22 protein-coding genes and 1 tRNA gene are annotated in these 26,880 nt (G+C 58.7%); 8 read left to right on the forward strand and 15 right to left on the reverse strand.

Annotated elements, in window-relative coordinates:
- Positions 1-64: 64 nt before the first annotated feature.
- On the forward strand, positions 65-2,281 hold the full coding sequence (locus P4G45_RS13215) for a GH92 family glycosyl hydrolase (RefSeq protein WP_348266949.1): 2,217 nt from the start codon (positions 65-67) through the stop codon (positions 2,279-2,281).
- A 27-nt stretch (positions 2,282-2,308) separates the two neighbouring features.
- On the opposite strand, the gene kdsB is transcribed toward P4G45_RS13215, so the two are convergent.
- Positions 2,309-3,130, reverse strand: coding sequence for a 3-deoxy-manno-octulosonate cytidylyltransferase (gene kdsB, locus P4G45_RS13220; protein ID WP_348266950.1), 822 nt, complete (start codon positions 3,128-3,130; stop codon positions 2,309-2,311).
- Between the two features lie 10 nt (positions 3,131-3,140).
- Between kdsB and P4G45_RS13225 the strand changes: the two genes are divergently transcribed.
- A tRNA-Met gene (locus tag P4G45_RS13225) sits at positions 3,141-3,217 on the forward strand.
- A gap of 456 nt (positions 3,218-3,673) precedes the next feature.
- Positions 3,674-4,078, forward strand: coding sequence for a helix-turn-helix transcriptional regulator (locus P4G45_RS13230; protein WP_348266951.1), 405 nt, complete (start codon positions 3,674-3,676; stop codon positions 4,076-4,078).
- Here P4G45_RS13230 and P4G45_RS13235 read toward each other — a convergent pair.
- From P4G45_RS13235 to P4G45_RS13265, 7 genes are all read right to left on the reverse strand, one after another.
- A complete protein-coding gene (locus P4G45_RS13235; protein ID WP_348266952.1) occupies positions 4,075-4,497 on the reverse strand; it encodes a DUF120 domain-containing protein in 423 nt (140 codons plus the stop codon). The two genes, P4G45_RS13230 and P4G45_RS13235, sit on opposite strands and share 4 nt — an antisense overlap.
- A 34-nt stretch (positions 4,498-4,531) precedes the next feature.
- Positions 4,532-5,365 (reverse strand): rhomboid family intramembrane serine protease, encoded by an 834-nt coding sequence (locus P4G45_RS13240; protein WP_348266953.1) that lies wholly within the window; start codon positions 5,363-5,365, stop codon positions 4,532-4,534.
- A 272-nt stretch (positions 5,366-5,637) separates the two neighbouring features.
- Positions 5,638-6,129 carry a hypothetical protein gene (locus tag P4G45_RS13245; protein WP_348266954.1) on the reverse strand — a complete coding sequence of 164 codons (492 nt, stop codon included), beginning with the start codon at positions 6,127-6,129 and terminating at the stop codon, positions 5,638-5,640.
- A 181-nt stretch (positions 6,130-6,310) separates the two neighbouring features.
- Positions 6,311-7,264, reverse strand: a complete 954-nt coding sequence (locus P4G45_RS13250) for an MBL fold metallo-hydrolase (RefSeq protein WP_348266955.1) — start codon at positions 7,262-7,264, stop codon at positions 6,311-6,313.
- A 120-nt stretch (positions 7,265-7,384) separates the two neighbouring features.
- On the reverse strand, positions 7,385-7,837 hold the full coding sequence (locus tag P4G45_RS13255; RefSeq protein WP_348266956.1) for a MaoC family dehydratase: 453 nt from the start codon (positions 7,835-7,837) through the stop codon (positions 7,385-7,387).
- 113 nt (positions 7,838-7,950) lie between these two features.
- A complete protein-coding gene (locus P4G45_RS13260) occupies positions 7,951-8,808 on the reverse strand; it encodes a 3-hydroxybutyryl-CoA dehydrogenase (protein WP_348266957.1) in 858 nt (285 codons plus the stop codon).
- A 141-nt stretch (positions 8,809-8,949) separates the two neighbouring features.
- Positions 8,950-9,741, reverse strand: coding sequence for a PP2C family serine/threonine-protein phosphatase (locus P4G45_RS13265; RefSeq protein ID WP_348266958.1), 792 nt, complete (start codon positions 9,739-9,741; stop codon positions 8,950-8,952).
- Between the two features lie 92 nt (positions 9,742-9,833).
- On the opposite strand from P4G45_RS13265, the gene P4G45_RS13270 reads away from it, so the two are divergent.
- The 5 genes from P4G45_RS13270 (at position 9,834) to P4G45_RS13290 (ending at position 14,230) form a co-directional block, all read left to right on the forward strand.
- Positions 9,834-10,679 (forward strand): site-specific DNA-methyltransferase, encoded by an 846-nt coding sequence (locus P4G45_RS13270; protein ID WP_348266959.1) that lies wholly within the window; start codon positions 9,834-9,836, stop codon positions 10,677-10,679.
- Positions 10,676-11,131, forward strand: coding sequence for a vitamin K epoxide reductase family protein (locus P4G45_RS13275; protein ID WP_348266960.1), 456 nt, complete (start codon positions 10,676-10,678; stop codon positions 11,129-11,131). Before P4G45_RS13270 ends, P4G45_RS13275 begins: the two co-directional genes overlap by 4 nt.
- Positions 11,132-11,140: 9 nt before the next feature.
- Positions 11,141-11,521 carry a hypothetical protein gene (locus P4G45_RS13280; RefSeq protein WP_348266961.1) on the forward strand — a complete coding sequence of 127 codons (381 nt, stop codon included), beginning with the start codon at positions 11,141-11,143 and terminating at the stop codon, positions 11,519-11,521.
- Between the two features lie 26 nt (positions 11,522-11,547).
- The gene (locus tag P4G45_RS13285; RefSeq protein ID WP_348266962.1) at positions 11,548-12,489 is read left to right on the forward strand and encodes a dehypoxanthine futalosine cyclase; all 942 of its coding nucleotides are present in this window, start codon (positions 11,548-11,550) and stop codon (positions 12,487-12,489) included.
- Between the two features lie 115 nt (positions 12,490-12,604).
- Positions 12,605-14,230 carry a cellulose synthase family protein gene (locus P4G45_RS13290; RefSeq protein ID WP_348266963.1) on the forward strand — a complete coding sequence of 542 codons (1,626 nt, stop codon included), beginning with the start codon at positions 12,605-12,607 and terminating at the stop codon, positions 14,228-14,230.
- Between the two features lie 67 nt (positions 14,231-14,297).
- Here P4G45_RS13290 and P4G45_RS13295 read toward each other — a convergent pair whose 3' ends face one another.
- The 7 genes from P4G45_RS13295 to mreC form a co-directional block, all read right to left on the reverse strand.
- Positions 14,298-15,287: a hypothetical protein gene (locus P4G45_RS13295; protein WP_348266964.1), complete on the reverse strand. Its 990-nt coding sequence runs from the start codon at positions 15,285-15,287 to the stop codon at positions 14,298-14,300.
- Positions 15,288-15,464: 177 nt separating this feature from the next.
- Positions 15,465-18,932 carry an Rne/Rng family ribonuclease gene (locus P4G45_RS13300; protein ID WP_348266965.1) on the reverse strand — a complete coding sequence of 1,156 codons (3,468 nt, stop codon included), beginning with the start codon at positions 18,930-18,932 and terminating at the stop codon, positions 15,465-15,467.
- A 594-nt stretch (positions 18,933-19,526) separates the two neighbouring features.
- Complete coding sequence (gene rodA, locus P4G45_RS13305) at positions 19,527-20,627, reverse strand: rod shape-determining protein RodA (protein WP_348266966.1); 1,101 nt, start codon at positions 20,625-20,627, stop codon at positions 19,527-19,529.
- 63 nt (positions 20,628-20,690) lie between these two features.
- Positions 20,691-22,757: a glutaminase domain-containing protein gene (locus P4G45_RS13310; RefSeq protein ID WP_348266967.1), complete on the reverse strand. Its 2,067-nt coding sequence runs from the start codon at positions 22,755-22,757 to the stop codon at positions 20,691-20,693.
- 78 nt (positions 22,758-22,835) lie between these two features.
- Positions 22,836-24,779: a penicillin-binding protein 2 gene (gene mrdA, locus P4G45_RS13315; protein WP_348269260.1), complete on the reverse strand. Its 1,944-nt coding sequence runs from the start codon at positions 24,777-24,779 to the stop codon at positions 22,836-22,838.
- A 144-nt stretch (positions 24,780-24,923) separates the two neighbouring features.
- The gene (gene mreD / locus P4G45_RS13320; RefSeq protein WP_348266968.1) at positions 24,924-25,448 is read right to left on the reverse strand and encodes a rod shape-determining protein MreD; all 525 of its coding nucleotides are present in this window, start codon (positions 25,446-25,448) and stop codon (positions 24,924-24,926) included.
- A 5-nt stretch (positions 25,449-25,453) separates the two neighbouring features.
- Positions 25,454-26,752, reverse strand: a complete 1,299-nt coding sequence (gene mreC, locus P4G45_RS13325) for a rod shape-determining protein MreC (protein ID WP_348266969.1) — start codon at positions 26,750-26,752, stop codon at positions 25,454-25,456.
- Between the last annotated feature and the right edge of the window lie 128 nt (positions 26,753-26,880).

Consider the following 26,880-nt stretch of genomic DNA (forward strand, 5'->3'; position numbering starts at 1 on the left):
CGGAAGCTTGCACTTAATCTCTCGAACGAGCGATCTTGCTCGATTCGATATAGGATTTGGTGGTATGCATCGTCCATCTATACTTCGCACCCTTGTGTGTCTTGTCGTCCTTGGCTCAACCGCTTCGATGTTGGCCGCGCCTCCTGGGCCAGTTGACTGGGTCAATCCTCTGATCGGCACCGCCAGCGGCAAGATCGGGTATGGCGGAACAATGCCGTTTGTGACTCCGCCATTCGGCATGACCGACTGGACGCCGCAGACGCGCCAGAACAAGATTAGCGTGGTCTCGTACAACTACGACGACAAGACAATCTCAGGATTTATCGGAACGCATCAACCGGCGATCTGGATGGGCGACTACGGATACGTCACGCTGATGCCCGAGATCGGTGACCTGAAGACAACTCCCGATGAGCGGAAGCTGCCCTTCACTCACGCCGACGAGATTGCACACCCCGACTTCTACTCCGTCAGGATGGACGCCGGAGGTGGGAAGCAGATTCGTTCGGAGATGACAGCGACGGAGCGGTGCAGCTATATGCGCTTCACCTTCCCGGCAAATACGCCGTCGCGAATCTTGATTGAAGCCTCAAGAGCAGGTCATGCAGGTTCGGTGCACGTCGATGCGGCCAACCACGAGATCACCGGTTACAACCCCGACCGAATGGATGCCCATCTTGGACCGGCCGCGCTCAAAAACTTCAAAGGCTATTTCGTCGTTCAGTTCCGGCAGGCATTTCAAAAGGCTAACACCTATGGAATGGATGACGCGCAGGCCAGCCACGCTCGCGGAGCTTATGCAGGCTTCGCTCCGTCCACGGGAAAACAGGTCATTGAACTGCGCGTCGGGACGTCCTTCATCAGCATTGAGCAGGCGCGCGAGAACTTGAAGAAAGAGATTCCCGAGTGGAACTTCGAAGCTGTCCGGCAGGCATTGCGCGACAAATGGCAGGCGAAGCTCGACAGAATTGGATTGCAGGGTGCTTCGGACGAAGAGCGGGGGACGGTCTATACCGCTGCCTATCATGCGCTGCTCTATCCGCGGATCTTCTCCGAATACGGACGCTACTACAGCGCGTTTGACGACACCGTTCATCAGGGCGAGTCGTATACCGCCTATTCGATATGGGATACCTTTCGCGCCGAAAACAGCCTGTTGACGCTACTCGCTCCGGAGCGAGTGGATGGCATGATCACAGCCTTGCTGCAGAACTATCGCGAGGGCGGCTGGATGCCGAAGTGGCCGAATCCGGGCTACACCAACATCATGATCGGCACCCACGCGGACTCGCTGGTCGCCGAGGCTATCCGCAAGGGCTTTCATGGATTCGATCGTGACCTGGCGTGGAAGGCCGTCTATAAAGACGCCATGACACCGCCCGACGGAGACACGACGCGCCGCTGGGCCGACCGCGAGCCGCATACCCCTTATGAAGCCCGAGGCGGGCTGACCTATTACAAGGAACTCGGCTATATTCCCACCGATAAGACCGCCGAAGCTTCATCGCGGACGCTCGAGGACAGTTACGACGACTGGTGCGTAGCGCAGGTCGCAAAGGCGCTGGGCAAAGAGAAGGACTACCAGTTCTTTCTGCACCGCTCGCTGAACGACCGCCATCTCTACAATCCGGCAGATGGATTGATGCGAGGCAAGACCTCCGACGGAAAATGGGCCGCTGCGGATGCCGGATGGACGGAAGGCACGGCCTGGGTCTACACCTGGGCGCCTCTGCACGACGAGGCCGGCATTCTCGAGCTGATGGGCGGAGACGCTGCCTACAATGCGAAGCTGGACCAGCACTTTGCCGGTGGCCATAACGTTCACAGCAACGAGCCGAGCCATCATTATGGCTACTTGTACGACTTCAGCGGCGAGCCCTGGAAGACGCAGGCAAAGGTGCGGGAGATTGCACTTGCAGAGTATGCCGGACAGCCCGTTGGCCTCGACGGTGACGACGACTGCGGCCAGATGTCAGCGTGGTATCTGTTCACTGCGTTTGGCATCTATCCCGTGAACCCGGCGTCAGGGGACTATATGATCGGCAGCCCCATGTTCAGCAGGATGAGTCTTCGACTGGCGAATGGGAAGCAGTTCACCGTGATTGCGGACCACAACTCCAGTGCCAACGTATATATCCAGTCGGCGACGCTCAACGGCAAACCGCTGACGAAGCCTGTTATCCGCTACGAGGACATTATGGCCGGCTCGACGCTGCACTTTGTGATGGGACCCGAGACTTCGCACTGGGCAGCCAACTGGCGCGCTCAGGCCATTCAGTAAACAGCGTGCTTTAGCTCATGTCTGAAATCAGCGCCCGAGCAGGGCTTCGACGCGACGCAGATCGTCTTCGGTGTCGACGCCGATGGTGTCGAATTCCGTAGGTTCGACGTAGAGGCTGATACCGTTTTCGAGGAAGCGAAGCTGTTCGAGCCGCTCCGTCTGTTCAAGCGCGCTGGGCGGCAGCGTAGCGAAGCGTTCAAGGGCGCTCTTGCGATAGGCGTAGAGGCCCATATGCTTCCAATATTGCGGTGCGATCTTGTCGCGGTCGTAGGGAATGGTAGCGCGAGAGAAGTAGAGCGCGCGACCATCGACCGCGGTGACGACCTTTACTGCATTCGGGTTCGTAATATTTTCTGCGGTGCAGAGCACTTTAAGGGTCGAGACCTCGACATGCGGACGGCTGAAAGCACGGAGCATTGCCGTGATGTGCTGAGGCTTCAGCAGCGGCTCGTCGCCCTGAATATTGACGTAGATGTCCGCGTGGACGAGCTGGGAGACGGCGTAGACGCGGTCGGTGCCGCTGGGCAGATCCGGCGAAGTGAGTTGGAAAGGCCAGCCGTTTCGGTCGCATAGCTCGGCCACTTCGGCAGAGTCAGTGGCTATCAAAACCTGGTCGAGCTGAGGGCATGCCTTGGCCGCTTCGAAGACCCACGCCAGCATCGGCTTACCTGCGATGGTGCGAAGGACTTTGCGGGCCAGACGGGTCGAGGCCAGGCGTGCAGGGATGACACCGAGAACGATGGGCTCCGGCTTTTCGCTCTGGCGCGAATCAAGTATGATTGGAACTGGCTGTGCCGCGACGGTTCTCCTGAACTGCTCGTTGCGTGACTTTCCTGCTGGTACAGCCATTACACATTAGGGCGGTGTAGCTCAGATGGTTAGAGCGACGGACTCATAACCCGTAGGTCGGCAGTTCGATTCTGCCCACCGCCACCAATGTTGTATACGGACATCGCCGAGAAGTACGACTGGCAAGGATTTTACTCAAAACAGGGTAGCACGATGATTCCGAACCGAAGGATTCAATTCCCTAGCCTACCCCAGGCGCCTCAGCTTTCGCTTGATAGTGTCTCCATACAGACATTTTGATGCGCGGACCCACCCTTCCGGGTTCACTCACTGAACGAATTCCACCATTGTTGAATGACCTTGAAAGATGTCGGAAGCAAAAATCTTTCCGCGGTTCATTTTGGTCGGGAGTTTACTGAGAAGTTAGTAGTTGGTTAGACAATATTTGACTGGGTACAAAGTTGGGTTGGGGTTCAAGTAAGGGTTCAGGTTTGCCGGGTAAATGATTGTGTGAACCTTGGCAGGTTCGGAAATCAGGCATGGCACTGAAGATAGGCATTGACCTGCGCCTCGCGGGTGTTTACTTTGTGGCTAATGGCTGACATGCAAACTATTCCCAATGATCTGGAGAGCGGGCCCGCGGCGGACCTCTCGATTTCGATGAACATCGGTACGACAATCCGGGGCTACCGGTTGCAGAAGGGTATGTCGCAGGGCGATATCGAAAAGCGGACAGGTCTGCTGCGCTGTTATCTGTCGCGTGTCGAAAACGGCCATACTGTGCCCTCGCTGGAGACGCTACAGAAGATTGCGCGTGCGCTCGATTTGCAGCTCTCGGAGTTCTTTGCGGAAGAGATTATCGGCAGAGAGATGTCGTCGCTGAACCTGGGCGAGGACGAGATCCGGTTTTTGACGCAGGTGCAACGATACTCGGCGCATCTGAGTGACAGCGACCGGAGATTGCTGCTAGCCATGGTCAGGAAGTTCGCGCAGACGACGTTGAGTTAGGGCTCAGAAGTTCCATACGCCGCCCATTCTGGGGCGATGGCTACCTCTAAATAATCACCATCCTGAAGCCGGAAGAGATCGCGTAGCCTTACGTCTGTCGCAATTTCTATGATGGTCTTTGGATGATCGCCTGTTCCATTCTCGTTTGCGTCGGTGCGTAGCAGAAATGCTTTTCTACCTTGAATCGAGCAGGGAACGATGCTGACGGAGACTCGACCTCCGTACTCGGATGCTTCCAGCCGAATGACCTTCGCGGGCAAGGAATATTCGGATTCGAGCTGGAGATTCAGGGTTCCGGGGTAGAGACGCATTCCGGTTTTGCGCTCGTAGTGGTCCTGAAGCTGGCCGATCCAGAATGAAAAGCTGCCGACGCCTGAGACAACTCTTCCTCGCAGCACTAGCGTTTTTCCATCCATCATCAGTGTCTCAATGGGCCGGGTCCGACTGAAGCAGCTACCTCAGGTTGGCGATCCAGTAGCCGAACAGTGCGAGGCAGAAGGCGGCAGCGGCGAAGGTGAACCTCTGGCGCTGGAGGTAGCGGCTGCGGCCGGAGGTCATGCGTGCGAGGAGCGGAACTCCCAGCGCGAGACCGGAGAGGAAGCCGCCGAGGTGGGCGAAGTTGTCGATGCGAATGACCGGGACGAAGAGGGTGGCTCCGCCGATGAGCAGGTTGATAGCGGCGAACCAGATGACCGACTTACGAAGGCGCTTGAGCTCAGACCAGGGAATGGGGAGCTTTTTATTGCTGAGCAGGACGATAAGGATTCCGGCGATGCCGAAGACGGCACCTGAAGCTCCTGCTCCGACGGAGTTATCGCGGGTGACCACATTGATGAACAAGCTGAGCAGGTTGCCGGCGATACCAGTGAGGAAGTAGACCGCGACCAGGCCGAAGGGGCCCAGCAGCGGCTCACCGAGCAGTCCGAGGTTCCAGAGACACCACATGTTGGTGGCGATGTGGATCAGGCCAACGTGGACGAAGGTAGCGGTGATCAGCCGGTACCACTGGCCATGCAGGATGAGCGAGGCTTGCGCGGCGCCGAAGTGGATCAGGTCGCGGACAGTGGGCTCGCTGGGGGAGACGCCGCGCAGGACCATCCAAAGGTAAACGGCGCAGTTGATGCCGAGCAGGAGGTAGGTGCCGGGGGTGACGAGGATGTTCCAGCCGCGCTCGCGAGAGTTGGGGCGGGATCGCTCGCGCTCGTAGTCGGGTATAGGGGCGCGTTCGGGTGGCCCGCCGTAGGAGGGGGGGAGCAGTTCGCCTTCTGGTTGGTGAGTAGGTGGCATGTCTTCGTTTGTTCTACGCTATCGCGGCGAGGGGTGGATTACAAATCGAGGCTGCGTGGAGGGAACTTTAATCCCAATTGCACCAATGGTCCCCGATTTACGAATGGGCAACCGCAAAAGCGTAGCTACGGGAAGGTATTGCATCCCACCCTTCGCAAAGTGCGCGAAGAATGGGGCACCCAGGGTTTGGGAGCATCGGAAGAGAGCAGACAAAACCAGAATGCGGAGCTCTTCGCTTTCCTCAGGATGACACTTTGTTCTGGAGAGCAAGATCAGGCGGCGTTTTTGTGGAAGCGCTCTCGGAGGTCGGCGGGGATGTGTTTCTGAACGATGCCGCCAAGAAAGCCAGGGAGCGGCGTAGCGACGGCAACCAGAATCCAGATGAGAGTGGAAAAGGCCATGCCAGCGATGGCGACAGCTTCGAGCGAGATGGCTACGGCGTGAGTCTGGGTGAGGCGGACGTGCAGCGAAAAGATGTGGGTGACCAGTTCGACGCGGTGAATGACCACAGCCGCCAACAGGAAAGCTACGATAGAGAGCGTGCTTACAATGATGAGAAGAACGTCGATGGTGCGGGCGATGGCCTGTCGGCGGCGGCAGTGGGCGCAGTCGATGAAGTGCTTCTCATAATCCGTGCGCATGACCGGGGAGAGGGCAGAGATGTCGTAGCGCCAGCCGGAGAGGATGTTTCCTACCACCGGGTCGGTGCAGGAGGAGGGGTGCTGACGGCGGTTATCTGGGAAAGCAACTGTTCGTTTTTCCATTAGTTTACTTACTTCATTCTAACTTGTTCGATAGCGAATGGCATTAGAAAGATTGATTTGGGGGTAATGGATCTGAGGCTATTCAAAGGCGAAGAAAAGAAGAAAATAGATATAGGAGGTCGCTTCCTTCAGGTCAAAAGGAAGTGGTTTTGCGGAAGATCAGGGGCAGAGATAGCTTGATTTAGAGCATGATAGGGTCGAGCGGGTTCGATTGCATAGCGAGCAGGACGCGATTGCCGAGCAGGGTGGGGTGGTTGACGAGTGCCTGTTCTGCGGCGATGCGGGCGAGTTCGGGGGCGTTGTTGGACTCGGAGAGGTGGCCGAGCACGATGTACGCCGCGCCGCCGTCGTAGTCGGTGGAGAGGAATTCGGCCGTGGCGTGGTTGGAGAGGTGGCCAACGCGGGAAAGGACGCGCTGTTTGACCGACCAGGGATAGGGACCGTCGCGGAGCATCTCGAGGTCATGGTTGGATTCGAGCAGGAGAACGTCGATGCGTTTGAGGGCGGCCTTGACGTTGGGAGGCATGTAGCCAAGGTCGGTGGCGACGGCCATGCGGATGCCTTCGGCGGAGAAGACGAAGCCGCAGGGGTCGGCAGCATCGTGGGGAATAGTGAAGGGAGTGATGTCGAGGTCGCCGATGCAGAAGCTGGTGCCGGAATGAAAATACTCGACCGCGGGGAGATGGGAGGGGTTGGATTTGACGATGGGAGTTTCGGGTTCGCAAAGATTATCGGCGTTGGAATCTGGCGCGGCTTCCGCTGCAATTTCTAAATTGCCCTGAGCTACAGCGGCAGCGCGGGCTTCTTTTTCCTGCTGGACGTGATCGAGCCACTTGGCGTAGGTCATGGTGGTGCGAGGAGTGACCATGCGGCCCCACGCGCGGTGGGTGGGCTCTGTGATGTATACGGGGATGCCGAGGCGGCGGGCGAGGACGGCGAGTCCGGCTACGTGGTCGATGTGCTCATGGGTAATGAGGATGGCGTCGAGGGTGGCGGGGTCTTCTCCGGCGAGGGCCATGCGGCGCAGAAGTTCACGGCAGGAGAGACCGGCATCGACCAGTACGCGGGTGCGGGAGGAAGAGATGACAGTGCTGTTGCCTTTGGAACCGGAGGCGAGCACTGTCATACGCATCATTCGTCTACGATACGCCTGTTGTCTGTGGGTTTTGTGGGGGGATGTGCCGGGAATGGTACGGGAGTATAAGAAGAGCCGCACATCCCGTAGGCGGGACGCGCAGCTCCTATTCCTCGAATACTATTCTTCGCGCAAAGGGGCGAGGAAGTTGACCGTGCTGCGGAGGACGACCTCGTTGTTCTGGTTGAAGGCCAGGGTGCGCGTGCGGACGACGCCGTAGTTTTTGCGCGAGGTCGATTGGCGGACGCCGACAACCTCAATCTCGGTATGGATGGTGTCGCCGGGACGGACGGGAAGGGTCCAGCGCATCTCTTCGACTCCGGCGCCGATCATGCCTCCGGCTACGGTAATGTTCTGCACGCGCAGGCGCATGACGATGGCGGCGGTGAGCCAGCCGGAGGCGGCGAGACCTTTGAAGAAGGAGCCTTCGCCGGCTGCTTCGTCGAGATGGAATGGCTGAGGATCGTATTTCTGGCCGAACTCTTTGATCTCTTCCGCGGTCACTTTAGCGCCGCCGATGGAGTGGAATTTCTGACCGACGTAGAAGTCTTCGAAATAAAGCTCTTGCGGCATGTATTCTCCCTGCTGACTGTTCGTTGCTGGCTATTCCCGGCTGGCTACGAGTTTACGAGATGATGAGGGAGGCTGGCTATGAGAAGTCTGCCGCGTGTTCTATTACCGGAATTTTATGTGGGATAGGTGTAGAAACCGCGACCAGATTTGCGACCCAGCCAGCCCGCATCGACCATGCGGATGAGCAGGGGGCACGGACGGTACTTTGGGTCGCCAAGCGCATCGTGCAGGACGCGCATGATGTCGAGGCAGACGTCGAGACCGATGAAGTCGGCCAGCGTGAGCGGGCCCATCGGGTGGGCCATGCCGAGGACAAAGACCTGATCGACGGCTTCGGCGGTGGCTACGCCTTCCATGACCGCGAAGATGGCCTCGTTAATCAAGGGCATAAGAACGCGGTTGGAGACGAAACCTGCGGCGTCGTTGACCGCGATGGGAGTCTTGCCGAGGGCTTCGGCGAGCGACTTAATGGTGTCGAAGGTTTGCTGCGAGGTTTGGAGGCCGCGAATGACTTCGACCAGCGGCATCACCGGGACGGGGTTGAAGAAGTGCATGCCGATGACCTGCGTCGGGCGGCTGGTTTGCGCGGCCAGCTTCGTGATGGAAATGGAACTGGTGTTCGAGGCGAGAATGGCTTCGGCAGGAAGAATGCGATCGAGGTCGCGAAAGAGGCTGGATTTAACCTCGAACTTTTCTGTGGCGGCCTCGATGGCTAGGGTGCAGATATTCAGGGCTTCGCGGTCGGTAGTGGGAGTGATGCGGGCACGGGCTTCTTGTGCCTGTTGCTTGGTCAGTTTTTCTTTGCTGACTTCGCGTGCGAGATTGTTTTCGATGGTGGCAAGGCCACGGCCGAGAAAGGATTGCTGGAGATCGCAGAGAAGTACGTTGAAGCCGGAGCGAGCGCAGACGTGGGCGATGCCGTTGCCCATGGTTCCGGCTCCGAGGACTGCGATGGTTTGTGGTTGCGTCATGAGAGTTGATGCCTTCTCCGAGAAGGAAAAGTGTAACAGTCCGTACGGGGCGTGTTACCAAACTGCTCGCGGAGACAGGGGATCAATTGGAAAGGCAAATGTACGGGATGAATGAAGTAGAAACGCGCCTGCGGTTGGTTCTTAGAGGTAAGTAGAGCTAATAGACACTAAAAGGACAGTGATATTGTCATGGCCTCCCCTTCCATTGGCGGCCGCGATGAGGACCTCGCAGGCCTCGGTGAGAGCGGACTGTGTGGCTGGAGTTGGGATGGCGGCGAGTATGGTTTCTATTTCGCAGTCGGAGATCTCATGGCTAAGGCCGTCGGAGGCGAGCAGATAAAGGTCGTTGGGCCGGAGATAGTGGCTCTCGATCTCGGGGACGACGCCGGGCCGCGAGCCGATGGCACGGGTGATGATGTTACGCATGGGAGAGACGACAGCCTGGGCAGGCGTAATCTGGCCGGCGCGGAGCTGCTCTCCTACAAGGGAGTGATCGTGGGTGAGTTGTTGCAGATGGCCGTGCCGTAGGCGATAGCAGCGACTGTCGCCTACGTGGGCCAGCCACAGAACAGGGTCTTCAGAACGTTCATTGCGGACGGGAGCGAGCAGCGCGACCAGCGTCGTGCCCATGCCAGCGAGCCTCGAGGACTGGCGGGAGTGCTGATAGACGGCCTGATTGGCGGCGTGGATGGCCGCGCAGAGTCGTGCCTGCGGGCTGGCGGCGTGGTTGCCATTGGTGGTCGGCGACGTGAGGTAGCTGAGGAAGGTTTTGGCGGCAAGGTGGCTGGCCACCTCTCCCGCTGCGGCTCCGCCCATGCCATCGCAGACGACAAAGGCCCCGGACTCAAGGGAGGCTGCGCAGGCGTCCTCGTTGCCGCGGCGGACGAGGCCAGGGTGAGACAACATCGCGTAGATGAGTTGATTTGCCGACACAGTTGAGAGTGAAATTCTTCCGCAGAAAAAGATACACGGCAACGCGGTGAAGGCAAAGGCTGAGTTAGTTTAGGTGCTGAGGGAATGAACGGATGAACCGGATTGTGCATGGGGACAACCTCAATGTTTTGCGAAAAATGAAATCGGGCTCGGTGGAGTTGATCTATATCGACCCACCATTTAATACTGGCAAGCGGCAGGCTCGGAAACAGATGAAGACCGTGCGGGATGAGGCGGGAGACCGAATAGGTTTCGGGGGGCAACGGTACAGAACGGAGGTGCTGAAGGTGCAAGCTGGCGGCACGGGATATGGCGACCAGTTTGGAGACTTTCTTGGATTTTTGCGGCCACGGATGGAGGCGGCCTACCGGGTGCTGTCGCCTACGGGATCGTTTTTTTTTCATATCGACTACCGCGAGGTCCATTACTGCAAGGTGATGCTGGACGAGATCTTTGGGCGCGAGTGTTTTCAGAACGAGATCATCTGGGCGTATGACTATGGCGCGCGTTCGAAGAAACGCTGGCCTGCGAAGCATGACAACATCCTCTGGTACACGAAAGACGCAGAACGGTACACGTTCAATCTGGAGGAGTGCGACCGGATTCCGTATATGGCACCGGGGTTGGTGGGGGCGAAGAAGGCTGCGCGGGGAAAGACGCCCACCGATGTCTGGTGGCACACGATTGTTTCTCCTACAGGCAAAGAAAAGACGGGATATGCGACGCAGAAGCCGCTGGGAGTACTGGAGCGGATTGTGAAGATCCACTCGAATCCGGGAGAGAAAGTGCTCGATTTTTTTGCAGGGAGCGGAACGACGGGAGAGGCTGCGGCGAAGCACGGACGGAGCTTTGTGATGGTCGACGAGAGTGAAGATGCGATACGCGTGATGAAGCAGCGGCTGGCAAATTGGCTGGGACATCGTAGAATCAAGCGATGAAATATCTGGTGGCGTTGCTGGCTTTAGCGGGGTTGGGGGTAAGCGTAATGGGATTGCTGATCCATAATATGGATCCGGCAAAGGCACCTCCGTGTGCGGTGAGCGAGCATTGGGACTGCGGGTCGGTGAACCATAGCCGATTTTCGGTCTTTCCGCCGAGGACCTTCGATGAAGCTCCGGGCAAGGTGCATATTCCGGTGGCCACGGTAGGGATTGTGGCCTATGCCGTGATCGCCGTGCTGGCGCTGATGGAGCGGTGGTGGCTGGTGTTCGAGACGGCGCAACTGGGATTCATGTGCGCCTCGTTTCTGAGCTACCTCGAAGCGTTTGTGATGGAGAAGTGGTGCATCTACTGCGTGTGGTCGTGGGGGATTATGACAACGATTCTGTTGCTGACGATCGGGTGGCTGGTGTATCGGCGGCGCGGTGGAAGAATAGCGTGGCAGAAATAGAGGAAATCTATGTGGCCTAAAGTGCTTGCGCAATTGTTCGAACTGCTTCCCCACGTCACGCGTCTGGTGCCGATGGCGGACAAGTATTTTTCGACGAAGACAGCGTCGGAAAAAACCACCCAGGCGGCCATGGCAGCCATGGCCGAGGGCATTCGTGGCGACCTGGGACAGGTAACCCAGGCCCAGGCCGGGCTTCATCAGCAGTTGCAGGAGCAGAGCGTTCAGATTGCCGAAGTCTCCGCCGACGTAAAGAGGATGGCGACGGCGACGGAGCGGGTGACGGCGCTGGAGTCGCAGGTGGCAGCCTTGGGATGGTGGGTGAAGATTGGGGTTTCGCTGATTGTGGTTTTGCTGGTGTCGGTGATTGTGCTGCTGGTGCGCGGCCGGTAAAGAGCTCTGACGGTTAGAATCTCAGTATGGGGATCAGCTGGGAACAAGCTCTGGATTGCTTCAATAGTGATGACTTGATTGGAATCGGCATGGAGGCCGACGCGGTGCGGCGCAAACTGCATCCGGAGGGCGTGGTGAGCTATGCCATCGACCGGAAGATCGATTGTGCAACAGCTCCATTCGAGGCGCTCTACCAACAGATTCACGCGACCGTGGAGATGGGTGGGACAGGCGTAACTCTACGCCAGCGGGTCGATGCAGAACGGAAAATTGATTGGTATGAAGAATTGTTTGCCGGAGTGAGGGAGCAGTTCCCTGCCCTATGGCTGCATTGTCTTTCTGCCAGTGAGATCCTGGCCATTGCAGTCCGCTCACGACTGACCGTGCGGGATACGATTCTGCGGCTGCGGGATGCTGGCCTCCGCTCGATCCCAGGTGACGATGCCGGAATTCTGGATGATGCGGTGCAGCAGCAGAGTGGCCGGGACAGGTGGACCGTGGCAGACTGGGTTTCAACACACCGCACAGCGCACGAGTTGGGCATTCGGACGACTGCTGGGATGACATTTGGCGTGGGCGAGAGTTTTGAACAGAGGCTGAACCATCTTGACGCCGTGCGGCAGTTGCAGGAGGAGACCGGCGGATTTACCGCGTTTACTCCGGTGAGCTTTCAACCCCGCAAGGTCGGCGTGAGCGGCTTCGAGGAGGCGACTGCAGTGGAATATCTCAAGACGCTGGCTATCTCTCGGATGGTTTTGGACAATATCGATAACGTGCAGGCCGACCTGGAGACGCAGGGGTTGAAGGTCTTGCAGATGGGACTGCGGTTTGGCGGGAACGATGTGGGTTCAGTGCTGTGGGATGGGGCGGATGACACGACTGAGGAGGACCTGCGGCGAGTAATCCGCGGCGCGGGTTTCAAACCGGTGCAGCGGGATACGCTGTATCAAACGATGTTTTTGAACTAGAGCCGCAAGCGGGCCAAATGGAAGCCGTTAGCTTCGCGTAGAATCGTCAAATTAGCAACTTTCGCTGGAGTATCTCCTGTTTTCTTTCGTTCAATCGATTCCGTCTACGCTCGCCATGCTGGTAGCTCCGCATGGCTTTGGCCATTATTGGAAGACCCACTACGCCGACAAGACGTTCGAACACCTGTACCGGTGGAATACGTTCGATACGTGCATGTTGATTCCCTACTTCATCGTGATGGTGATTCTGGCGTTCTATGGGATTCACCGGTATCAGCTGGTCTGGCTCTATTACAAGAACAAGAAGAATGCGCCAAAGTGGGATGAGCCGCCCGCGCGGTTTGCCGAAGGCCAGCTGCCGTTTGTGACGGTGCAATTGCCGATGTTCAACGAACAGTTTGTGATCGATCGGCTTATGGAAGCTGTGTGTCAGCTTGAGTATCCTCGCGACCGGCTTGAGATTCAGGTGCTGGATGACTCGACCGATGAGACCCAGACCGTGGCCCGGGAGATGGTAGAACGATATGCTTCGGGCGCCATGGGAATGCCGCCACAGCCGATTTTTTATCTACACCGCACCAACCGGCATGGGTATAAGGCCGGAGCGTTGGACAAAGGCCTCGATGTTGCAAGGGGCGAGCTGGTGGCGATATTCGATGCGGACTTTGTGCCTCCGCCACGGTGGCTGATGCAGGTGGTGCACCATTTTGCCGAGCCGGAGATCGGCATGGTGCAAACGCGCTGGACGCACCTGAACCGGAACTATAGCTTTCTGACTCAAGTCGAAGCCATCCTGCTGGACGGGCACTTTGTATTGGAGCATGGCGGGCGCAGCCGGTCTGGTGTGTTCTTCAACTTCAACGGCACGGCAGGGATGTGGCGGCGGCAAACGATCACGGACGCTGGCGGATGGCAGCACGACACGCTGACAGAGGACACCGACCTCAGCTACAGGGCGCAACTGGTGGGGTGGAAGTTCAAGTATCTCCAGGATGTGGAGTGTCCGGCGGAGCTGCCGATTGAGATGACCGCCTTCAAGACGCAGCAGGCGCGCTGGGCGAAGGGACTGATCCAAACGGCGAAGAAGATTCTGCCGCAGGTGATGAAGAGCGATGCGCCGTGGCATACCAAGCTCGAGGCGTGGTATCACCTGACGGCGAATATCAGCTATCCGCTGATGATCATACTGAGCGTGCTGCTCATGCCAGCGATGATTATCCGGAGCTGGCAGGGCTATCTGCAGATGCTGCTGATCGACTTTCCACTGTTCATGGCGAGCACGATGTCGGTGTCGACGTTTTATCTTGTCAGCCAGAAGGAGCTGTTTCCCAAGGCATGGCATAAGAGGATCTTCTACGTGCCGTTTCTGCTGGCGCTGGGAGGCATTGGGCTCACGATCACCAATACCAAGGCCGTCATGGAAGCCCTCTTTGGTGTAAAGAGCGCATTCGCGCGGACTCCGAAGTACAAGGTGCTGAAGAAGGGTGAAAAGTCCCAGGCCAAGGTCTACCGGAAACGGCTGGGGATTGTGCCGTGGATCGAGCTGGTGCTCGGAGCTTACTTTGCGTGGACGGTCTGGTATGCCGTCTCCACGGAGAACTTCTTCACTGTGCCATTCCTGCTTCTGTTTGTGTTCGGATACTGGTACACCGGCCTGCTGAGCCTGCTACAAGGGCGGTTTGAGCGAGGCGGAAGTGCTGGGCAGGAGATGCACGAGAAGCCTTATCCGATTGGGATATGAGACTGGTACGGAGATGAAGAAAGCCCGGCATTGAGCCGGGCTTTTTCTGTGTTCAGGTTGGTGAAGGTTAGAAACGTATGCCGAAGGTCACCGGGATCAATGTGGTTCGAGCGCTGGCCTGGGGGAATGCGTTGAAGTAGCTGGTATTTCCGCTAACGTCGAAGCGACGCGCCTGATTGTCAGTCCAGACGTAACGTGCCTCTCCATAGAAGCGGGTGCCGGACCAGCGGGAGACCTTGTAGGTAAAGCCGAGGCCGGCATTTACGCCAAAGGCATTGCTGGCGTACTTGTCGATGGGCTGGTTGGCCTGGTACTGATAGCAACCATAGTATGGATCGCAGTAGGTTCCGATGCCGGGTATGGTGAAGACAGTGGCCTTATGATAGTAGCCGGCGCCGCCGGTGACATAAGCTCCCCAGGTATCAGACGTGTAGTAATTGACGATGGGATCCAACGAAAAGGACCAGTCGTGAATATAGCCGTTGAGTTGGGTGAGAGAGTTTCCATTCTGATCGGTCGCACCAAGGCTGTTGTAAAGGGCGAGCTGGTTGTTGAGCGTGTGGGTCTGGATGCCCATCTTGTCGTAGTCAAACTGGAGCAACACACCTAGAGTCTTGTTGAAATTACGCCCTCCGCCAACCTGAAACCTCCAACCGGGAGATGCGTAATTGTGTGTACCGCCCGTTGGCAGGTTGAAGCCGCCGCCAACCATGAAGGTGTATTTTTGTGAGCCGTCGGGATTGGTGTGGCTATCGCTGTAGTTCGGACGGCGGTAGCGGCGGCGCGGCGGAGGCTGCATCGCGGCTGCAGGGCTGGGATCGAAGCGCTCCGTTGCGACAGTCTCGGAGTCCGACGAACTTGAACTGGAACTCGGTGAGGAAAGATCGAGTGGTGCCATGAGGCTCGCCTGAAGATTAAGAGCAGGCTGCGCCGGTGCCGCTGTGGCGGCTGGCTGCTGGGCCTCGAGACCAAGCGTGGCGGCTGCGGTAAAGACGCCGAAGGCCGCGGTGCGAAGAAGGAGGGTGGAAAGGCGATTTTTATTGCTCGTCGTGTGCATCTTAAAGGCTCCCTTGGTTCTGCGAATGCTGCTGTCTGCGAGTTCTTCCTAAGCTTCAACCCGGCTAATGTGCGCTTGTTGTGTAGGACGCTTAAAAAACCGTTTTGGATGACAAAAAAATAGTCACGTGCATTCCGTTAGTACAGGATGCACGTGACTTAGATATAACCGAGCGCTTTAGTGGATGTCGAACTGCTCGGGGTGAAGGCTGGGATCGGATTTGACCAGGATAGTTTTACCGACCATCTCTTCCATCTCCTGCAACCATTTCGTCGAAGACTTGAGTTGCTTGACGACGTCAGGATGGACGCGCAGCATGACATCCCCGCGGTCGAGGTGCTTCTGCATCTTGCGCATCTCGACGTAGATGTCGTTGCATACCGTGACTGGAGACTTGACCATTCCAGTACCCACACAGACGTTGCACGTGGTGGAGAGGGTGCGCTCGAGCGACTGCTTGACCCGCTTACGGGTGATGGCGACCAGGCCAAAGTCATTGAACTGAAGAACCTTCGATGGGGCACGGTCGCTCTTGAGCTCTTCTTCGAGGGCGGCCATGACCCGATTGCGATTCTTGCGCTCATCCATGTCGATGAAGTCGATGATGATGATGCCGCCCAGGTCGCGCAGGCGAATCTGACGGACGATCTCGGGAATCGCATCGAGGTTGGTCTTGACGATGGTGTCTTCGAGGCGGGCGGTCTTGCCGACAAACTTGCCGGTGTTGATATCGATCGCGACGAGGGCTTCGGTCTGGTTGATGACGATGCTGCCGCCGGATTTGAGCCACACCTTCGAGCGAAGGGCCTTGTTTATCTCTTCGGTAATGCCGAACTGCTCGAAGAGAGGAGTCTCTTTGGTATAGAGCTTGACGCGGCGGATGAGCGAGGGCTGGAAGCGCTGCAGGAATCGCAGCACTCGCTCATACTCGGTCTCGGTGTCGACCCAGATGGCAGAGAAGTTATCAGTGACCTGATCGCGAAGGATGCGCTCGACTAGGTTCAGGTCGTGATAGATGAGAGCCGGGGATTTGCTGGACTCCGAGCGCTGCTTGATGTCGGCCCAGAGGTTGAGCAGGAAGCGGAGATCGCTGCGCAGCTCTTCTTCACTGGCACCCGACGCGGCGGTTCGGACGATGAAGCCTCCCGAGGCCTCACCCTTTTCGCTGAGCAGAATTTCCTTCAGACGGCGGCGTTCGCTGTCGGACTCGATCTTGCGAGAGACGCCGGTGTGATTGACCGTCGGCATGAAGACCAGGAAGCGGCCAGGAAGAGCGATGTGCGAGGTAATGCGCGCACCCTTCTTGGCGATGGGCTCCTTGGCAATCTGGACGAGAACCTCCTGGCCCGGCTTCAGCAATTCGCTGATCGCGGGCAGATTGGTCGTCTGCATCGAGTTGCGTCCGCCACGACGGTCCCGGCTCCCCCCGCTGCGTTCGCGGTCGCCTGCGCCGCCGGTGTAGCGGGGGCGGTCGCCACGGCTACGGTCACCACGGCGTCCATCACGACGGGCACCATCGCGGCGACTGCTTCGGCCACGGTCGCCATCGCGCGGACGTTCCTGATCAGGCGCGGTCTGAGATTGGTCGAAGCCGGTAGCAGCGGCATGTTCGCCCTCTTCGTGGATGAGGCCGTCTTCTTCGTCCGCTTCGTCTTCCTCTTCGGATACGTCGGATTCATCGAGGTCTTCTTCGTACTCGTGAGTGCCGTCGTCGAAGGAGTCTTCTTCTTCGAGCTCTTCAAGCTCGTCGTCTTCGATGACGCTGTTGCCGGAGCTGGTGATCTCGTCGATAGACATCTCGCGGATCATGGTGCCCAGGTCTGCGGCGCCTTCGAGGGTCTCCTCTTCGTCAAGGTCGTCCATCTCTTCGATGGAGCTGGCCTGAAGAGTGGTGGGGTAATCCTCTTCTTCTATGACTTCTTCTTCGAGTTCCCCAGCGCCGGGCGCGAATTGCTGAGGTACCGGCTCGATGCCGTCTTCAACGGCATTCTCGGCGGGATTGGCGATGACGGTCTCGTGCTGGATCGGAGAAGCAGGTTCGATTGCCGGCTCAGGCGTGAACGCCGCAACAGGAGGCTCGGTAGCCATCTCGCCAGTGGCATGGATGGCGGTGAACTCATGCGCTGCGGGCTCTTCTATGTGCTCGGCGTGATGCTCTATCGGCTCTTCTATTGTCGGGGCGCTCTGACGAAACTCACTGGGCGCGACGGGATCGACGCGGTAGGAGGCAGAGGCGTCGGTGGGCTCGTACTCGGACGGCGGTGTGGATTCGTGGGCTTGTTCGACAGACGCCTGCTCAATGGGCTCGGCCTCGACTGCTTCGGGAACCTCGACTGCTTCGCTGATGCTGGCCTGCTGCTGGTGGTCGTTGCGAAGGCTGGGCTGAGAGCCGGAACGATGTTCAGCGCGCGGTTCCTGACGGGAGTCACGGGATTCCGGGCGGCGGTGGCGTGAGAGACTTTCGCCGGGAAGAATAGCTCCGCCGTCCCATCCGGTGGGAACTTCATAGCCGGGCGATGAGGCCAGGATAATGGTCGGCTCAGCTGTCTTGGCGGTGGCCTGAGGCTGATCGCCGTCTTTGCGGTACTTCGAGAGCGATTCGCCGGGGAGCACGATGGGCTCGGGTGGTGGGCCATCCGTGCCTGCTGACTCGTTGGAGGGAGCGTCGTCCACGCCATAGAGCGAGGTCCGGGGGGCAAAGCCGCGAGGGGTACGGCGCTGGCCAGCATCGCGGTCGCGTCCGCCACGATCATTTCGACCTCCGCGGTCGTTACGTCCACCGCGGTCTCCACGATCGTTGCGCCCATTGCGGTCGCGGCGTTCCGTGTTCTCCGTTGCCGATTCGGGTGCCGGGTACGCGGCAGGAACAGGCGCGGAGTTGCGTGGAGTAGACCGCTCGGCTGCGCCTTCGAGGTCAAGGGGGGAGTCATACTGACTCTCGTTCTGCTCCTCGGGATCGGGAGCGGTGAACTCAGATTGTGCATCGGCATTAACAGGCTGCACTGAGGCGTCACGCTGACCGGGGCGGCCACGGCGGCGTCCACGACGGCCACGCCAGCGGCGGCTTCCATCGGCACCGGGAGCGCCTTCGCCGATCTCGGCGGTGTCGGCAGGTTCGGCGGAGAGACTGTCGGGGTGAGGGCCGAAGTCGCTCTCCGGAGTGAAGTCGGCGACGATAGCTTCGGGATTCTCTAACGGCTGAGCAGTATCGGAGCCGGGCTGGCGGTTGCCGCGGCGGCGGTCGTTGCGGCCCCGGCCCCCACGGTCGCGGCCCCGGTCACCGCGCTCGGGGCGAGCGGCGGATTCTTCAGAGGGAGCGGCGGTTGCGCCTTCGAGGGTAACGGGTGTCTCACGGCGGCGGTTGTCGGCACGCTTGCCATGGTCGCCGTTGGTGTCGAAGTCTGCGGAGTCGCCGGCTTCTTCCATGAAGTCGGTGATGTAAAGGAAGGCGTCGCGCTCAAGGCCGATGTCCACAAAACTGGACTGCATGCCCGGCAGAACGCGCGTGACGCGTCCGTTATAGATGGAACCGGCGAGGGTATATTCGTTCTCGCGCTCGTAATAAATTTCGGTGAGGTCGTCGTTTTCGACGATGGCAAGCCGCGTCTCGTGCGGCGTACTTGAGATATAAATTTCTTTCGACATTCTCTTACTCTTTCTGCCCGCCCTGGTTGAGGCGCGAGCGGCAGACGAGGCAGAGAGCGAGATCGGGAGTGGCTCCTAGCTATAAATTCTAGGTGCAGCTCACCGTGGGTACGGACAGGATGCGGGATGCAGAAGCGCGTGAACGACGATCAAAGATAAGTGCGAGATGAGTAAACAACTCTGCCGCAACCGCGCGTTCAAACAACGCGGGGATAGCGACACTCAGGAGATCGATGACACGAGGGGATGCTTCGAACAAAAGCGAACATGCGGAGTTTGTGACCGAAACAACCTCAACATCTGAAACTTGAGGCGGGGCCGTTTGCCTTCCGGATGCAATCATTTCCCTGAAACCTGTCCGGCCAACGGAATCGATCGTCTCTCGCCTGGCCGGCCTTTTCTTCTAAAAATGCTTCTAAAAAAAGCTTCTAAAGATCTTGTTGCCGCTGCCGGCGCCTTGCGCCAAAGGGAGCGGGTTGTTTTGCTGCCCGGCATCTGGCCGAACAGGTGTTGCCAATAGTATTGCACCAAATCTGCTGCAACGGCGGAGATGGGTGCTTCTTTGAGTTCGGGAAATTGTAACCGATTCCCAAACTAGTTCACGAACCGGCGCATACGAATGTTCATAACAATCCCGAGCGCGAGGAAGGTGAAGAGAATCGACGATCCGCCATAGCTCATGAGCGGAAGAGGGATTCCCGTGACCGGCATCAGACCGACGACCATGCCTATATTGACCGCAATCTGGAAGATGATGACGGCGACGACCCCCATGATGATGAAGGTGCCAGGCAGATCTGAAGCTGTTTGAGCGTTCTGAATCAAACGCATCAATATAAGAAAGTATAACAGGATGACACCAAGGGCGCCGATGAAGCCATGCTCCTCGCAGAAGGCGGCGAAGATGAAGTCCGTATAAGGGATCGGCAGAAAATCGCCCTGCGTCTGCGTTCCCTTGTTCGCTCCTTTGCCCCAGATGCCCCCCGAGCCCACGGCGATCAGCGACTGGCGGATCTGGTAGCCGGAGCCGCGCGGGTCGGTGTCGGGATTGAGGAAGGCGTTGATGCGAGCCTGCTGATAGGGCTTGAGGTGTTTGCCGCTCTTCCACGCCCCTACTCCCACCAGAGTGACGGCCAGGAGGATGATGGCTGCCTGCTTGAAGCGCATCCCGCCAAGGAAGAGACCGCAGAAGAGGATGGGCAGGTAGGTAAGCGAGGTGCCGAGGTCCGGCTGCTTGAGCACCATGAGCATCGGAATGCAGACCAGTGCGAAGGCCTTGGCGATGTCCTTCCAGGTGAGTTCCTTGCCCGCGAGCCCCCAAAAGTAACGGGCGATAGTGACGATCAGTACGAGTTTGACCCACTCGGAGGGTTGAAAGTGAATTCCGCCGGGGAATTTGATCCAGCGGCGGCCTCCCAGCACCTTAGTGCCGAAGGCGAGAACAGCCATCAGGGCCACGATGCTGATGCCATACGCCCAGTGAGCGATGTCGATGAGGCGGTGATAGTCGATCAGCGAGATCAGAAACATCAAAACTAGACCGCTCGCCAGAAAGCCGATCTGCTTCTGATCGAAGCCGTGGAATTTGGTGTGAACCGTGGCTGATTTAATTTCGAGGACGGAGATGACCGAGAGTACAAGGACGAAGCCAAGCAGAACCCAATCGAAATCGCGGAAAGAAAAGAGGCGGCGCATGTGCTGGCTACTATCTTAGCCGGACAAATGCACCGCCGTCGGTTTGCATGGATGCTGAAAAGGTTATTGCTGCGCCGATGCCTTGGCGCGCCACTTCTCCGTCAGGGATTTGTCAGCCAGCGCCTTGATGAAGACTCCTCCTACAACGCTGCGGGCCTGGAAGCCGACCTGCTTGCCAGTTTTGGTGTCGTACCAGTCGGTGAGCGGGACGCGGGTGGGGGTTTCGTTGGTCCATTTGTAGATAGGATCGACGATGGCGTTGAACGCAGCAGGTGTATCGGCGAGGGTTGCTGTCCAAAGCTCCCAGTCGAGCTTGGTGTAATCGGCACGGCTATCAAGCGGCAGGCCGTACTGATTGATCTTGGTCTGATAGTAGGCGATCTCGCTGTCGCGGACCGATTTGGGAAAGAGGTTGTAACCGAGCAGGTCGTCCCAGACGAGGTTGTACTTCTGGCTCCAGGTGTTGGGACTGTTAAAGGCTAGTTTGTAATGGTCGCCTTCCTTGGCCATCGTGATCCACTTGCTCGCGTAGGTCTTGGCCGTAGCTTGATACTCGCGTGCCACCGATTCTTTGTTGAGAAGGTGAGCGAGGTTGGCGTATGCCGCGAGGCCGTCGATGGCCTTGATGGAGAGATTCGAGTTGTGGGCTACGTGGCCAGCGAAGTCGTCCGTCGTGAGCTGATTTTCCGGGTCGAGGCCATTTGCCTTGAGGTATTGGGCCCACTTGGTGAGCTGCGGCCAATAGCGTTCCGCGAGGGCCGTGTTGCCTTCGGCGCGGGAGACGGCGTCCACGAGGATGAGCAGGTTGCCGCTCTCTTCCACCGGCATCTGGTTCTCTTCGGTCTTTTCGCCGCCGCCGTACTCCTGTCCATTAGCCAGCGGATACTGGCCGAGATCATGAGGCGCGAAGGGGAACTTCCAGCGATTGGGCAGCGCCGCGTATTTCAGGACGGGCGAGATCTGAGCCTCGAGAAGTTTGGGGTTAAAGAACAGAAAGAAAGGAGCGGACGGATAGAGAACGTCCACGGTGGCGATGTCTCCGTTGGAGAAGTTCTCCTTGGCGAAAAGGTACGGCGAGCCGTCAACATCCGCAACCAGTCCATGGGCAGCCATCGCCTGACGGTAGGCGAGGATTGCAATGGCGGCATAATGCTCGCTTCCGGCCTTGGTGAGATCTGCGGTCAGTTCCTTGTCGAGCGTCGTGCCGCGAGCTTCGAGAGAGGTGTACTGCCGCTCCGCATCATCAAGCATCTGCGAGACGGGCTCGTTGTTCCGCTGCCAATAGGGGCGAAGGTTGCGCTGCATGTACTGGATCGCGTAGTTCTGCGTGTAGGAAACGAGGAGATGGCGGCTGACCGGCTCCCCTGCGACTTTGCCGAAGGCGAGAACAGCGTCGAGATGAGCGCCGTTTCGGTCTGCGCGCATGGGCATATCCATGTCATCGGCAGTAGGAAGCTGGCCGGTGGTCACGAAGTCGTGGCGCGCGTGCGAGGCGATGGCTGTTGTCGACTGCTCATCCTTGGGGATGGCGAGATGGAAGTAGCCCCAGTCGATGCGGAGATTGTCGCCGGAACGGTTGAGGACATTCTGATCGCGCGAGCCAACAGAGAGGACGTTCTCGGTTGCGGTCTGGTTGCGGGTGTAGACCACCTGCTCCGAGGCATCGTTGACGGCGATGATGGGATCGACATCGAGGAGAACGGAAACATCATGCGACGCACCGTCGGTCGATTGCGCCGTCCACGTGAGATAGGTGACCGGGCGCGAGAGGATATCAAGGTCGCTGAGGATCGTCGGCGTGAAGAACGTGAAATGAAGATCAATACCCGCCGCCTTGAACTCATAGAACGTGTGCGTCGGTGTGATGGAGCGCGCGACCTGCTCCATTGCGGGAAGGTCGCGGGGATCACGGCCCATGAAGCGGTAGGCCTTGCCGTCGATACGCACCAGACCGCTGATAGGCTGGGGCGCGCCTGTCCAATGCGTAGTGTTGGAGTCGGTGAGGTTGTCGGTGGTCGACCAGATGCTGAAGTAAGGGTTATGCGTAATTAGCGGTGTTGCCGGGGCCCGCTGTTGGGCAAATGCGGAGGAAGACAGCAGCACGAGAGCGAGCGACAACATCAATTTCATCGATACCTCAAGATGTAAGCCATTACAACTCTAACCACCATAACGTTAGCGACGGGAATTTGGAATGGTTCAAGGGAACTATTCGGCTGCGGGAGGAAGATTGACAGGCGAAGCTGAGGCCGCAGGGGCTGTGGGTTTGGTTGCCAGCGGTGCGGTCGCAAGCTCGCGAACATTGCCGGCACGCTTGCGCTGCTTGTTGACGTAGGCGTCGATCACCTGGGCGGCCAGCCTCGCCGAGTTATTGCCCCAGTTTCCGTGCTGCCACAGAACAGCAACGACAATATCTGGATTGCGCCGGGGAGTCATGCCGACGAACCACGCGTTCGGCAGAGTATTGTGGCCTCCCCCTGACCGTGACAGGGCGTCGTGGCTCATCACCTGCGCAGTGCCGGTCTTGCCGGCGAAGTCGATGCCGTCCAGATGCGCCGCATAGGCCGTGCCGATAGGGCTGCCGGTCACATTGGCCATGGCATCGGTGATGATCTGCCAGTTTTCCGGTGACAGAGGAATGGTCTTGTCACCTGAGCCGGAGAAGGTCTCGTGAACGGCTTCGAGCTCCTCGGGAGAGACCTCGTCGGGAAAGACGACGTGGGGGCGATGCAGGACACCGCCGGAGGCGATGCCGCCAAGGGCACGGGCGAGCTGAATCGGAGTGACGGTGACGGCTCCCTGACCGATGCCAACCGAGATGGTCTCACCGGCGTACCACGGCTGATGCATGGCGTGGAGCTTCCACGCGGTGGAGGGCATAGTGCCCGTGGCCTCGTCGGGCAGGTCGACCCCGGTCTTCTGCGAGAGCCCCAGCGAGACAGCGTATTTCGCAATAGTGTCGATGCCGAGGCGATTCGCCAACGTGTAGAAGAAAGTATCGCAGGAGTAGGGGATAGCGTTGAAGATGTTGACTGCCCCGTGATGCTGGTCGCAGGCGTAGAAGTGGCCGTAGAAGCTGGCCCCACCCTGACAGTTAACGTGCATGTCCTGGGCAACTCCCTCCTGCAAACCAGCGACCGACATGATGATCTTAAAGGTGCTGCCGGGAGCGAGCTGGGCCTGGATCGCCTTGTTCATCAGCGGATGATCAGGGTTATCGAGGATTCCGTTCCAGTAGCTCCGGGTGAGGTGGCTGGAGAACTCGTTCGGGTCGAAGGTCGGACGGGAGGCCATGGCAAGGACTTCGCCGGTGTGCGGGTCAAGCGCCACGATAGCTCCCACCTTGCCGTCGAGCGCCTTTTCGGCGGCCATCTGCACGTCGAGGTCAATGGTAAGGCGAAGATCTTTGCCGGGGATGGCGAGCGTCTCTCCGAGGTGGCCGAGTTCCTTGCCATGACTGTTCACGATCACATCTTTGTAGCCGTCCGTGCCGCGCAGGACGGAGTCGTAGGTTTCCTCTACGCCGGAGCGGCCGACAACATCGCCGGGATCGTAGAAGGCGTAGCGCGGATTGTTGAGCATCTCCTCCGAGACCTCGCCGACATAGCCGATAAGATGGGCGGCGAAGCCGTCGCGAGGATAGAGGCGGCGTTGTACGTCGAGCGTCTCCAGTTCAGGCAGCTCATTGCGATGGGCCTCGATGAAGGCCTGCTCGTCCGGCGTGATGTCCTGCTTGAGCGGGATGGGCTGGTACTTGGGCGCGGCTTGATAGTGGCGGAGAATGGCCTGAATCTGGTCGATGGGAATGTTGAGGCCACGTGAGATGAGGGGTAGATCGAGGTCGACGTCTTTAGCCTGCTCGCGGAGCAGATAGCAGGAGACGGACGGGTAGTTGTCGACCAGCAGGCGGCCTTCGCGGTCAAAGATGCGACCGCGGGGAGCGAGAATGGGGACTTTGCGGATGCGGTTGGCGTCGGCGAGGGCCCGGAAGTTGTCGGCGCCGAGTACCTGAAGACGCCAGAGGCCGGTAATGAGCACGGCGAGAATAAGCGCAACAATATATTGCGCGGAGTGGAGCTTGCCCGCCGGAAGTTTTTCGGCCTTGCCGTTGAGATCCAGCGCGGGATTCTCGGAGTGGGGGGAGGGTTCCATGGTGATTCGTTTCCAGTCTACGTCTTCAGCCACTGCTTTGACTGCTCTTCCCTGATCACCGTTTCCTGTCAAGACCTCTGGGCTCTTCAAGCCCCAGAAGATATCGCACGGCTAACTTATAGTGGGCCACTTTCAGTCGACAAATCAGTCCTGACGCTTCGTATGGTCGAGCAGGAAAAAGATCGGAATGGCGATAACGGTGTTGATGCAGGCGCGGAGCAGTTCATGTCCCCAGAGGAGATGGTAGTCCGGAAGTCCGAGCAGGCGATGGTCAATGAGAAAGAGCAGGACGCTGTTGATGATGGAGAAGGTAAAGGTGATGACGATGCGGGTTAAGGGGCTTTCGACATCGACCTGAAGCCCAATGCTTGCAGCGACATAGCCAATGGCTGACTTGGCCATCCCGTTGACGCCGATGGGCTGGTTGGTGAGTGCGTCCTGGAGCAGACCGATGACGGCTCCGGTAAGAGTTCCAGCGATGGGACTGCGGCGGGAAACGCTGAAGAATAGAACGACAATCAGCGGCAGGTCCACGATAGCGAAACGCGGAAGCAGCTTAGGAACGAAGGCCTGCAGCAGGATTGCCAGCAGCGGCACAAGCAGAGTGACGGCGGGCGAGAAGGTATGCTGCTCGAGTTCCTGGCGTGAGGTGTAACTGCGGTTGAGCATTTTGGCTAGTTCTGCGGTTCGGCTTCTGACTTCGTTGGGGGAGCTTTACGTGACTTTTGTGGTGGCCGGCCGGGTGCGGTATCTGGTAAAGACTGCGTCGGGACAGCGTTATTTAGGAAGTGGTTCTTGGCTCCGGGGGTGAGTTCGGAGGCTGGAGGCGTGTCGCCGGGGGTGTAGCGATCCGGGTGAATCGTCGGGAGTGGGTGCGGGATGGGGGCGACGGGAGGCACGGCCGGAGTAGCCCCTGAAGCAGCGGGAGTTGCCGGCGCAGGGACGTTAGGGTCGTGGAGGCTGGGCAGGCGGTCGGCCATGACCTCGGCGGCAGAGCGGGCCTGGGCTTCGGCGGCAGCTTCGGCATCGGCAGCGGCCTTGGCCTTGATGGCTGCAGCGGCGGCAGCCTGAGCTTCGGCTGTCGTGGCTCCGATGGCAAGGTCCTTCTGGGCAGCCACGGGCAGCGTGGGTTGGGTCCCGGTGATGACGAGGACCTCTTCCAGTTGCGAGAGGTTGGCAGCAGGCTTGAGGCGGATAGCGGTGTAGGGCTGGTGGTCGGGGTCGGGCGCGATGGACTCGATGGTGCCAACGGGAAGGCCGCGCGGGAAGATCTGGTCACCCCCTGAAGTCAGAACCGTCTCGCCGGGTTTGATGCGGGAGTCTGCGGTGAGGTTCGAGATCTGGATACCGCCGTTGGGAGTGCCATGAAGGATGGCGAGAATGCGTGTACTGCTGAGCAGGACTCCGGCTCCGGAGGTGGGGTCGTTGATGAGCAAGACCTGAGCGGTGTGGGGGAAGACGTCGCGGACCTTACCGACGATGCCGTCGGGCGTAATGACGGCCATGTCAGGCGTGAGTTTGTAGTCCGCGCCCTTGTCGATATAGAGAACGTGGGAGAGGTCGGTCCCACTGGTGCCGATGACCTGCGCGGCGACCGTCGAGGCGATGTAGTGCTGCTGGAAGGCAAGGAGCGCCTGGAGCCGGTGGCCTTGAATAGCATCTTCTGCGAAGGCGGCCTGTTCGAGGCGCAGACGAGCGATTTGCTGCTGGAGGTCCCGATTCTGCTGGCGGACGTCGCGAAGATTGATGTAGTTAGCCCATGCGTTGCGTGTGTTGTAGCCGATGGCGTGGAAGAAGCGCTCGAAAGGGGTGACGCTGGCGACAACCCAGTAGCGCATCAGGGTAACGTCATGGCTGTCAGGCGCGCCTGATTCGACGGGACGGCGCACCTGAATGGCGAGGCCGATCGTCTGCGCGAGCAATACCGCGACCAGTACCAGAACGTTTCTAAAGCGTGTGAAGAAGGATTCCATGCCCTGCAACTATTATGGGCGAGATGGCGAAAGTCGTGGGGAGATACGGGGTAACTCCTTTGGGTAAGCAGTTGCAGTTTGGAACAAATTGGGCCGGGGGACGTATCTGCGTGAGATCCTGAACAGAA

Origin of the sequence: Edaphobacter paludis (genome assembly GCF_039993895.1) — a bacterium.
GTDB classification, from domain to species: domain Bacteria; phylum Acidobacteriota; class Terriglobia; order Terriglobales; family Acidobacteriaceae; genus Edaphobacter; species Edaphobacter paludis.

Excerpts from the sequence above, each read along its gene's own strand:
- P4G45_RS13285 (WP_348266962.1), top strand. The coding sequence starts at position 11,548 with ATGGGGATCAGCTGGGAACAAGCTCTGGATTGCTTCAATAGTGATGAC.
- P4G45_RS13275 (WP_348266960.1), top strand. The coding sequence starts at position 10,676 with ATGAAATATCTGGTGGCGTTGCTGGCTTTAGCGGGGTTGGGGGTAAGC.
- mreD (WP_348266968.1), bottom strand. The coding sequence starts at position 25,448 with ATGCTCAACCGCAGTTACACCTCACGCCAGGAACTCGAGCAGCATACC.
- P4G45_RS13250 (WP_348266955.1), bottom strand. The coding sequence starts at position 7,264 with ATGATGCGTATGACAGTGCTCGCCTCCGGTTCCAAAGGCAACAGCACT.
- P4G45_RS13260 (WP_348266957.1), bottom strand. The coding sequence starts at position 8,808 with ATGACGCAACCACAAACCATCGCAGTCCTCGGAGCCGGAACCATGGGC.
- P4G45_RS13230 (WP_348266951.1), top strand. The coding sequence starts at position 3,674 with ATGCAAACTATTCCCAATGATCTGGAGAGCGGGCCCGCGGCGGACCTC.
- mrdA (WP_348269260.1), bottom strand. The coding sequence starts at position 24,779 with ATGGAACCCTCCCCCCACTCCGAGAATCCCGCGCTGGATCTCAACGGC.
- P4G45_RS13300 (WP_348266965.1), bottom strand. The coding sequence starts at position 18,932 with ATGTCGAAAGAAATTTATATCTCAAGTACGCCGCACGAGACGCGGCTT.
- P4G45_RS13270 (WP_348266959.1), top strand. The coding sequence starts at position 9,834 with ATGAACCGGATTGTGCATGGGGACAACCTCAATGTTTTGCGAAAAATG.
- P4G45_RS13245 (WP_348266954.1), bottom strand. The coding sequence starts at position 6,129 with ATGGAAAAACGAACAGTTGCTTTCCCAGATAACCGCCGTCAGCACCCC.
- P4G45_RS13295 (WP_348266964.1), bottom strand. The coding sequence starts at position 15,287 with ATGCACACGACGAGCAATAAAAATCGCCTTTCCACCCTCCTTCTTCGC.
- P4G45_RS13215 (WP_348266949.1), top strand. The coding sequence starts at position 65 with ATGCATCGTCCATCTATACTTCGCACCCTTGTGTGTCTTGTCGTCCTT.
- rodA (WP_348266966.1), bottom strand. The coding sequence starts at position 20,627 with ATGCGCCGCCTCTTTTCTTTCCGCGATTTCGATTGGGTTCTGCTTGGC.
- P4G45_RS13290 (WP_348266963.1), top strand. The coding sequence starts at position 12,605 with ATGCTGGTAGCTCCGCATGGCTTTGGCCATTATTGGAAGACCCACTAC.
- P4G45_RS13240 (WP_348266953.1), bottom strand. The coding sequence starts at position 5,365 with ATGCCACCTACTCACCAACCAGAAGGCGAACTGCTCCCCCCCTCCTAC.
- kdsB (WP_348266950.1), bottom strand. The coding sequence starts at position 3,130 with ATGGCTGTACCAGCAGGAAAGTCACGCAACGAGCAGTTCAGGAGAACC.
- mreC (WP_348266969.1), bottom strand. The coding sequence starts at position 26,752 with ATGGAATCCTTCTTCACACGCTTTAGAAACGTTCTGGTACTGGTCGCG.
- P4G45_RS13235 (WP_348266952.1), bottom strand. The coding sequence starts at position 4,497 with ATGATGGATGGAAAAACGCTAGTGCTGCGAGGAAGAGTTGTCTCAGGC.
- P4G45_RS13310 (WP_348266967.1), bottom strand. The coding sequence starts at position 22,757 with ATGAAATTGATGTTGTCGCTCGCTCTCGTGCTGCTGTCTTCCTCCGCA.
- P4G45_RS13255 (WP_348266956.1), bottom strand. The coding sequence starts at position 7,837 with ATGCCGCAAGAGCTTTATTTCGAAGACTTCTACGTCGGTCAGAAATTC.
- P4G45_RS13280 (WP_348266961.1), top strand. The coding sequence starts at position 11,141 with ATGTGGCCTAAAGTGCTTGCGCAATTGTTCGAACTGCTTCCCCACGTC.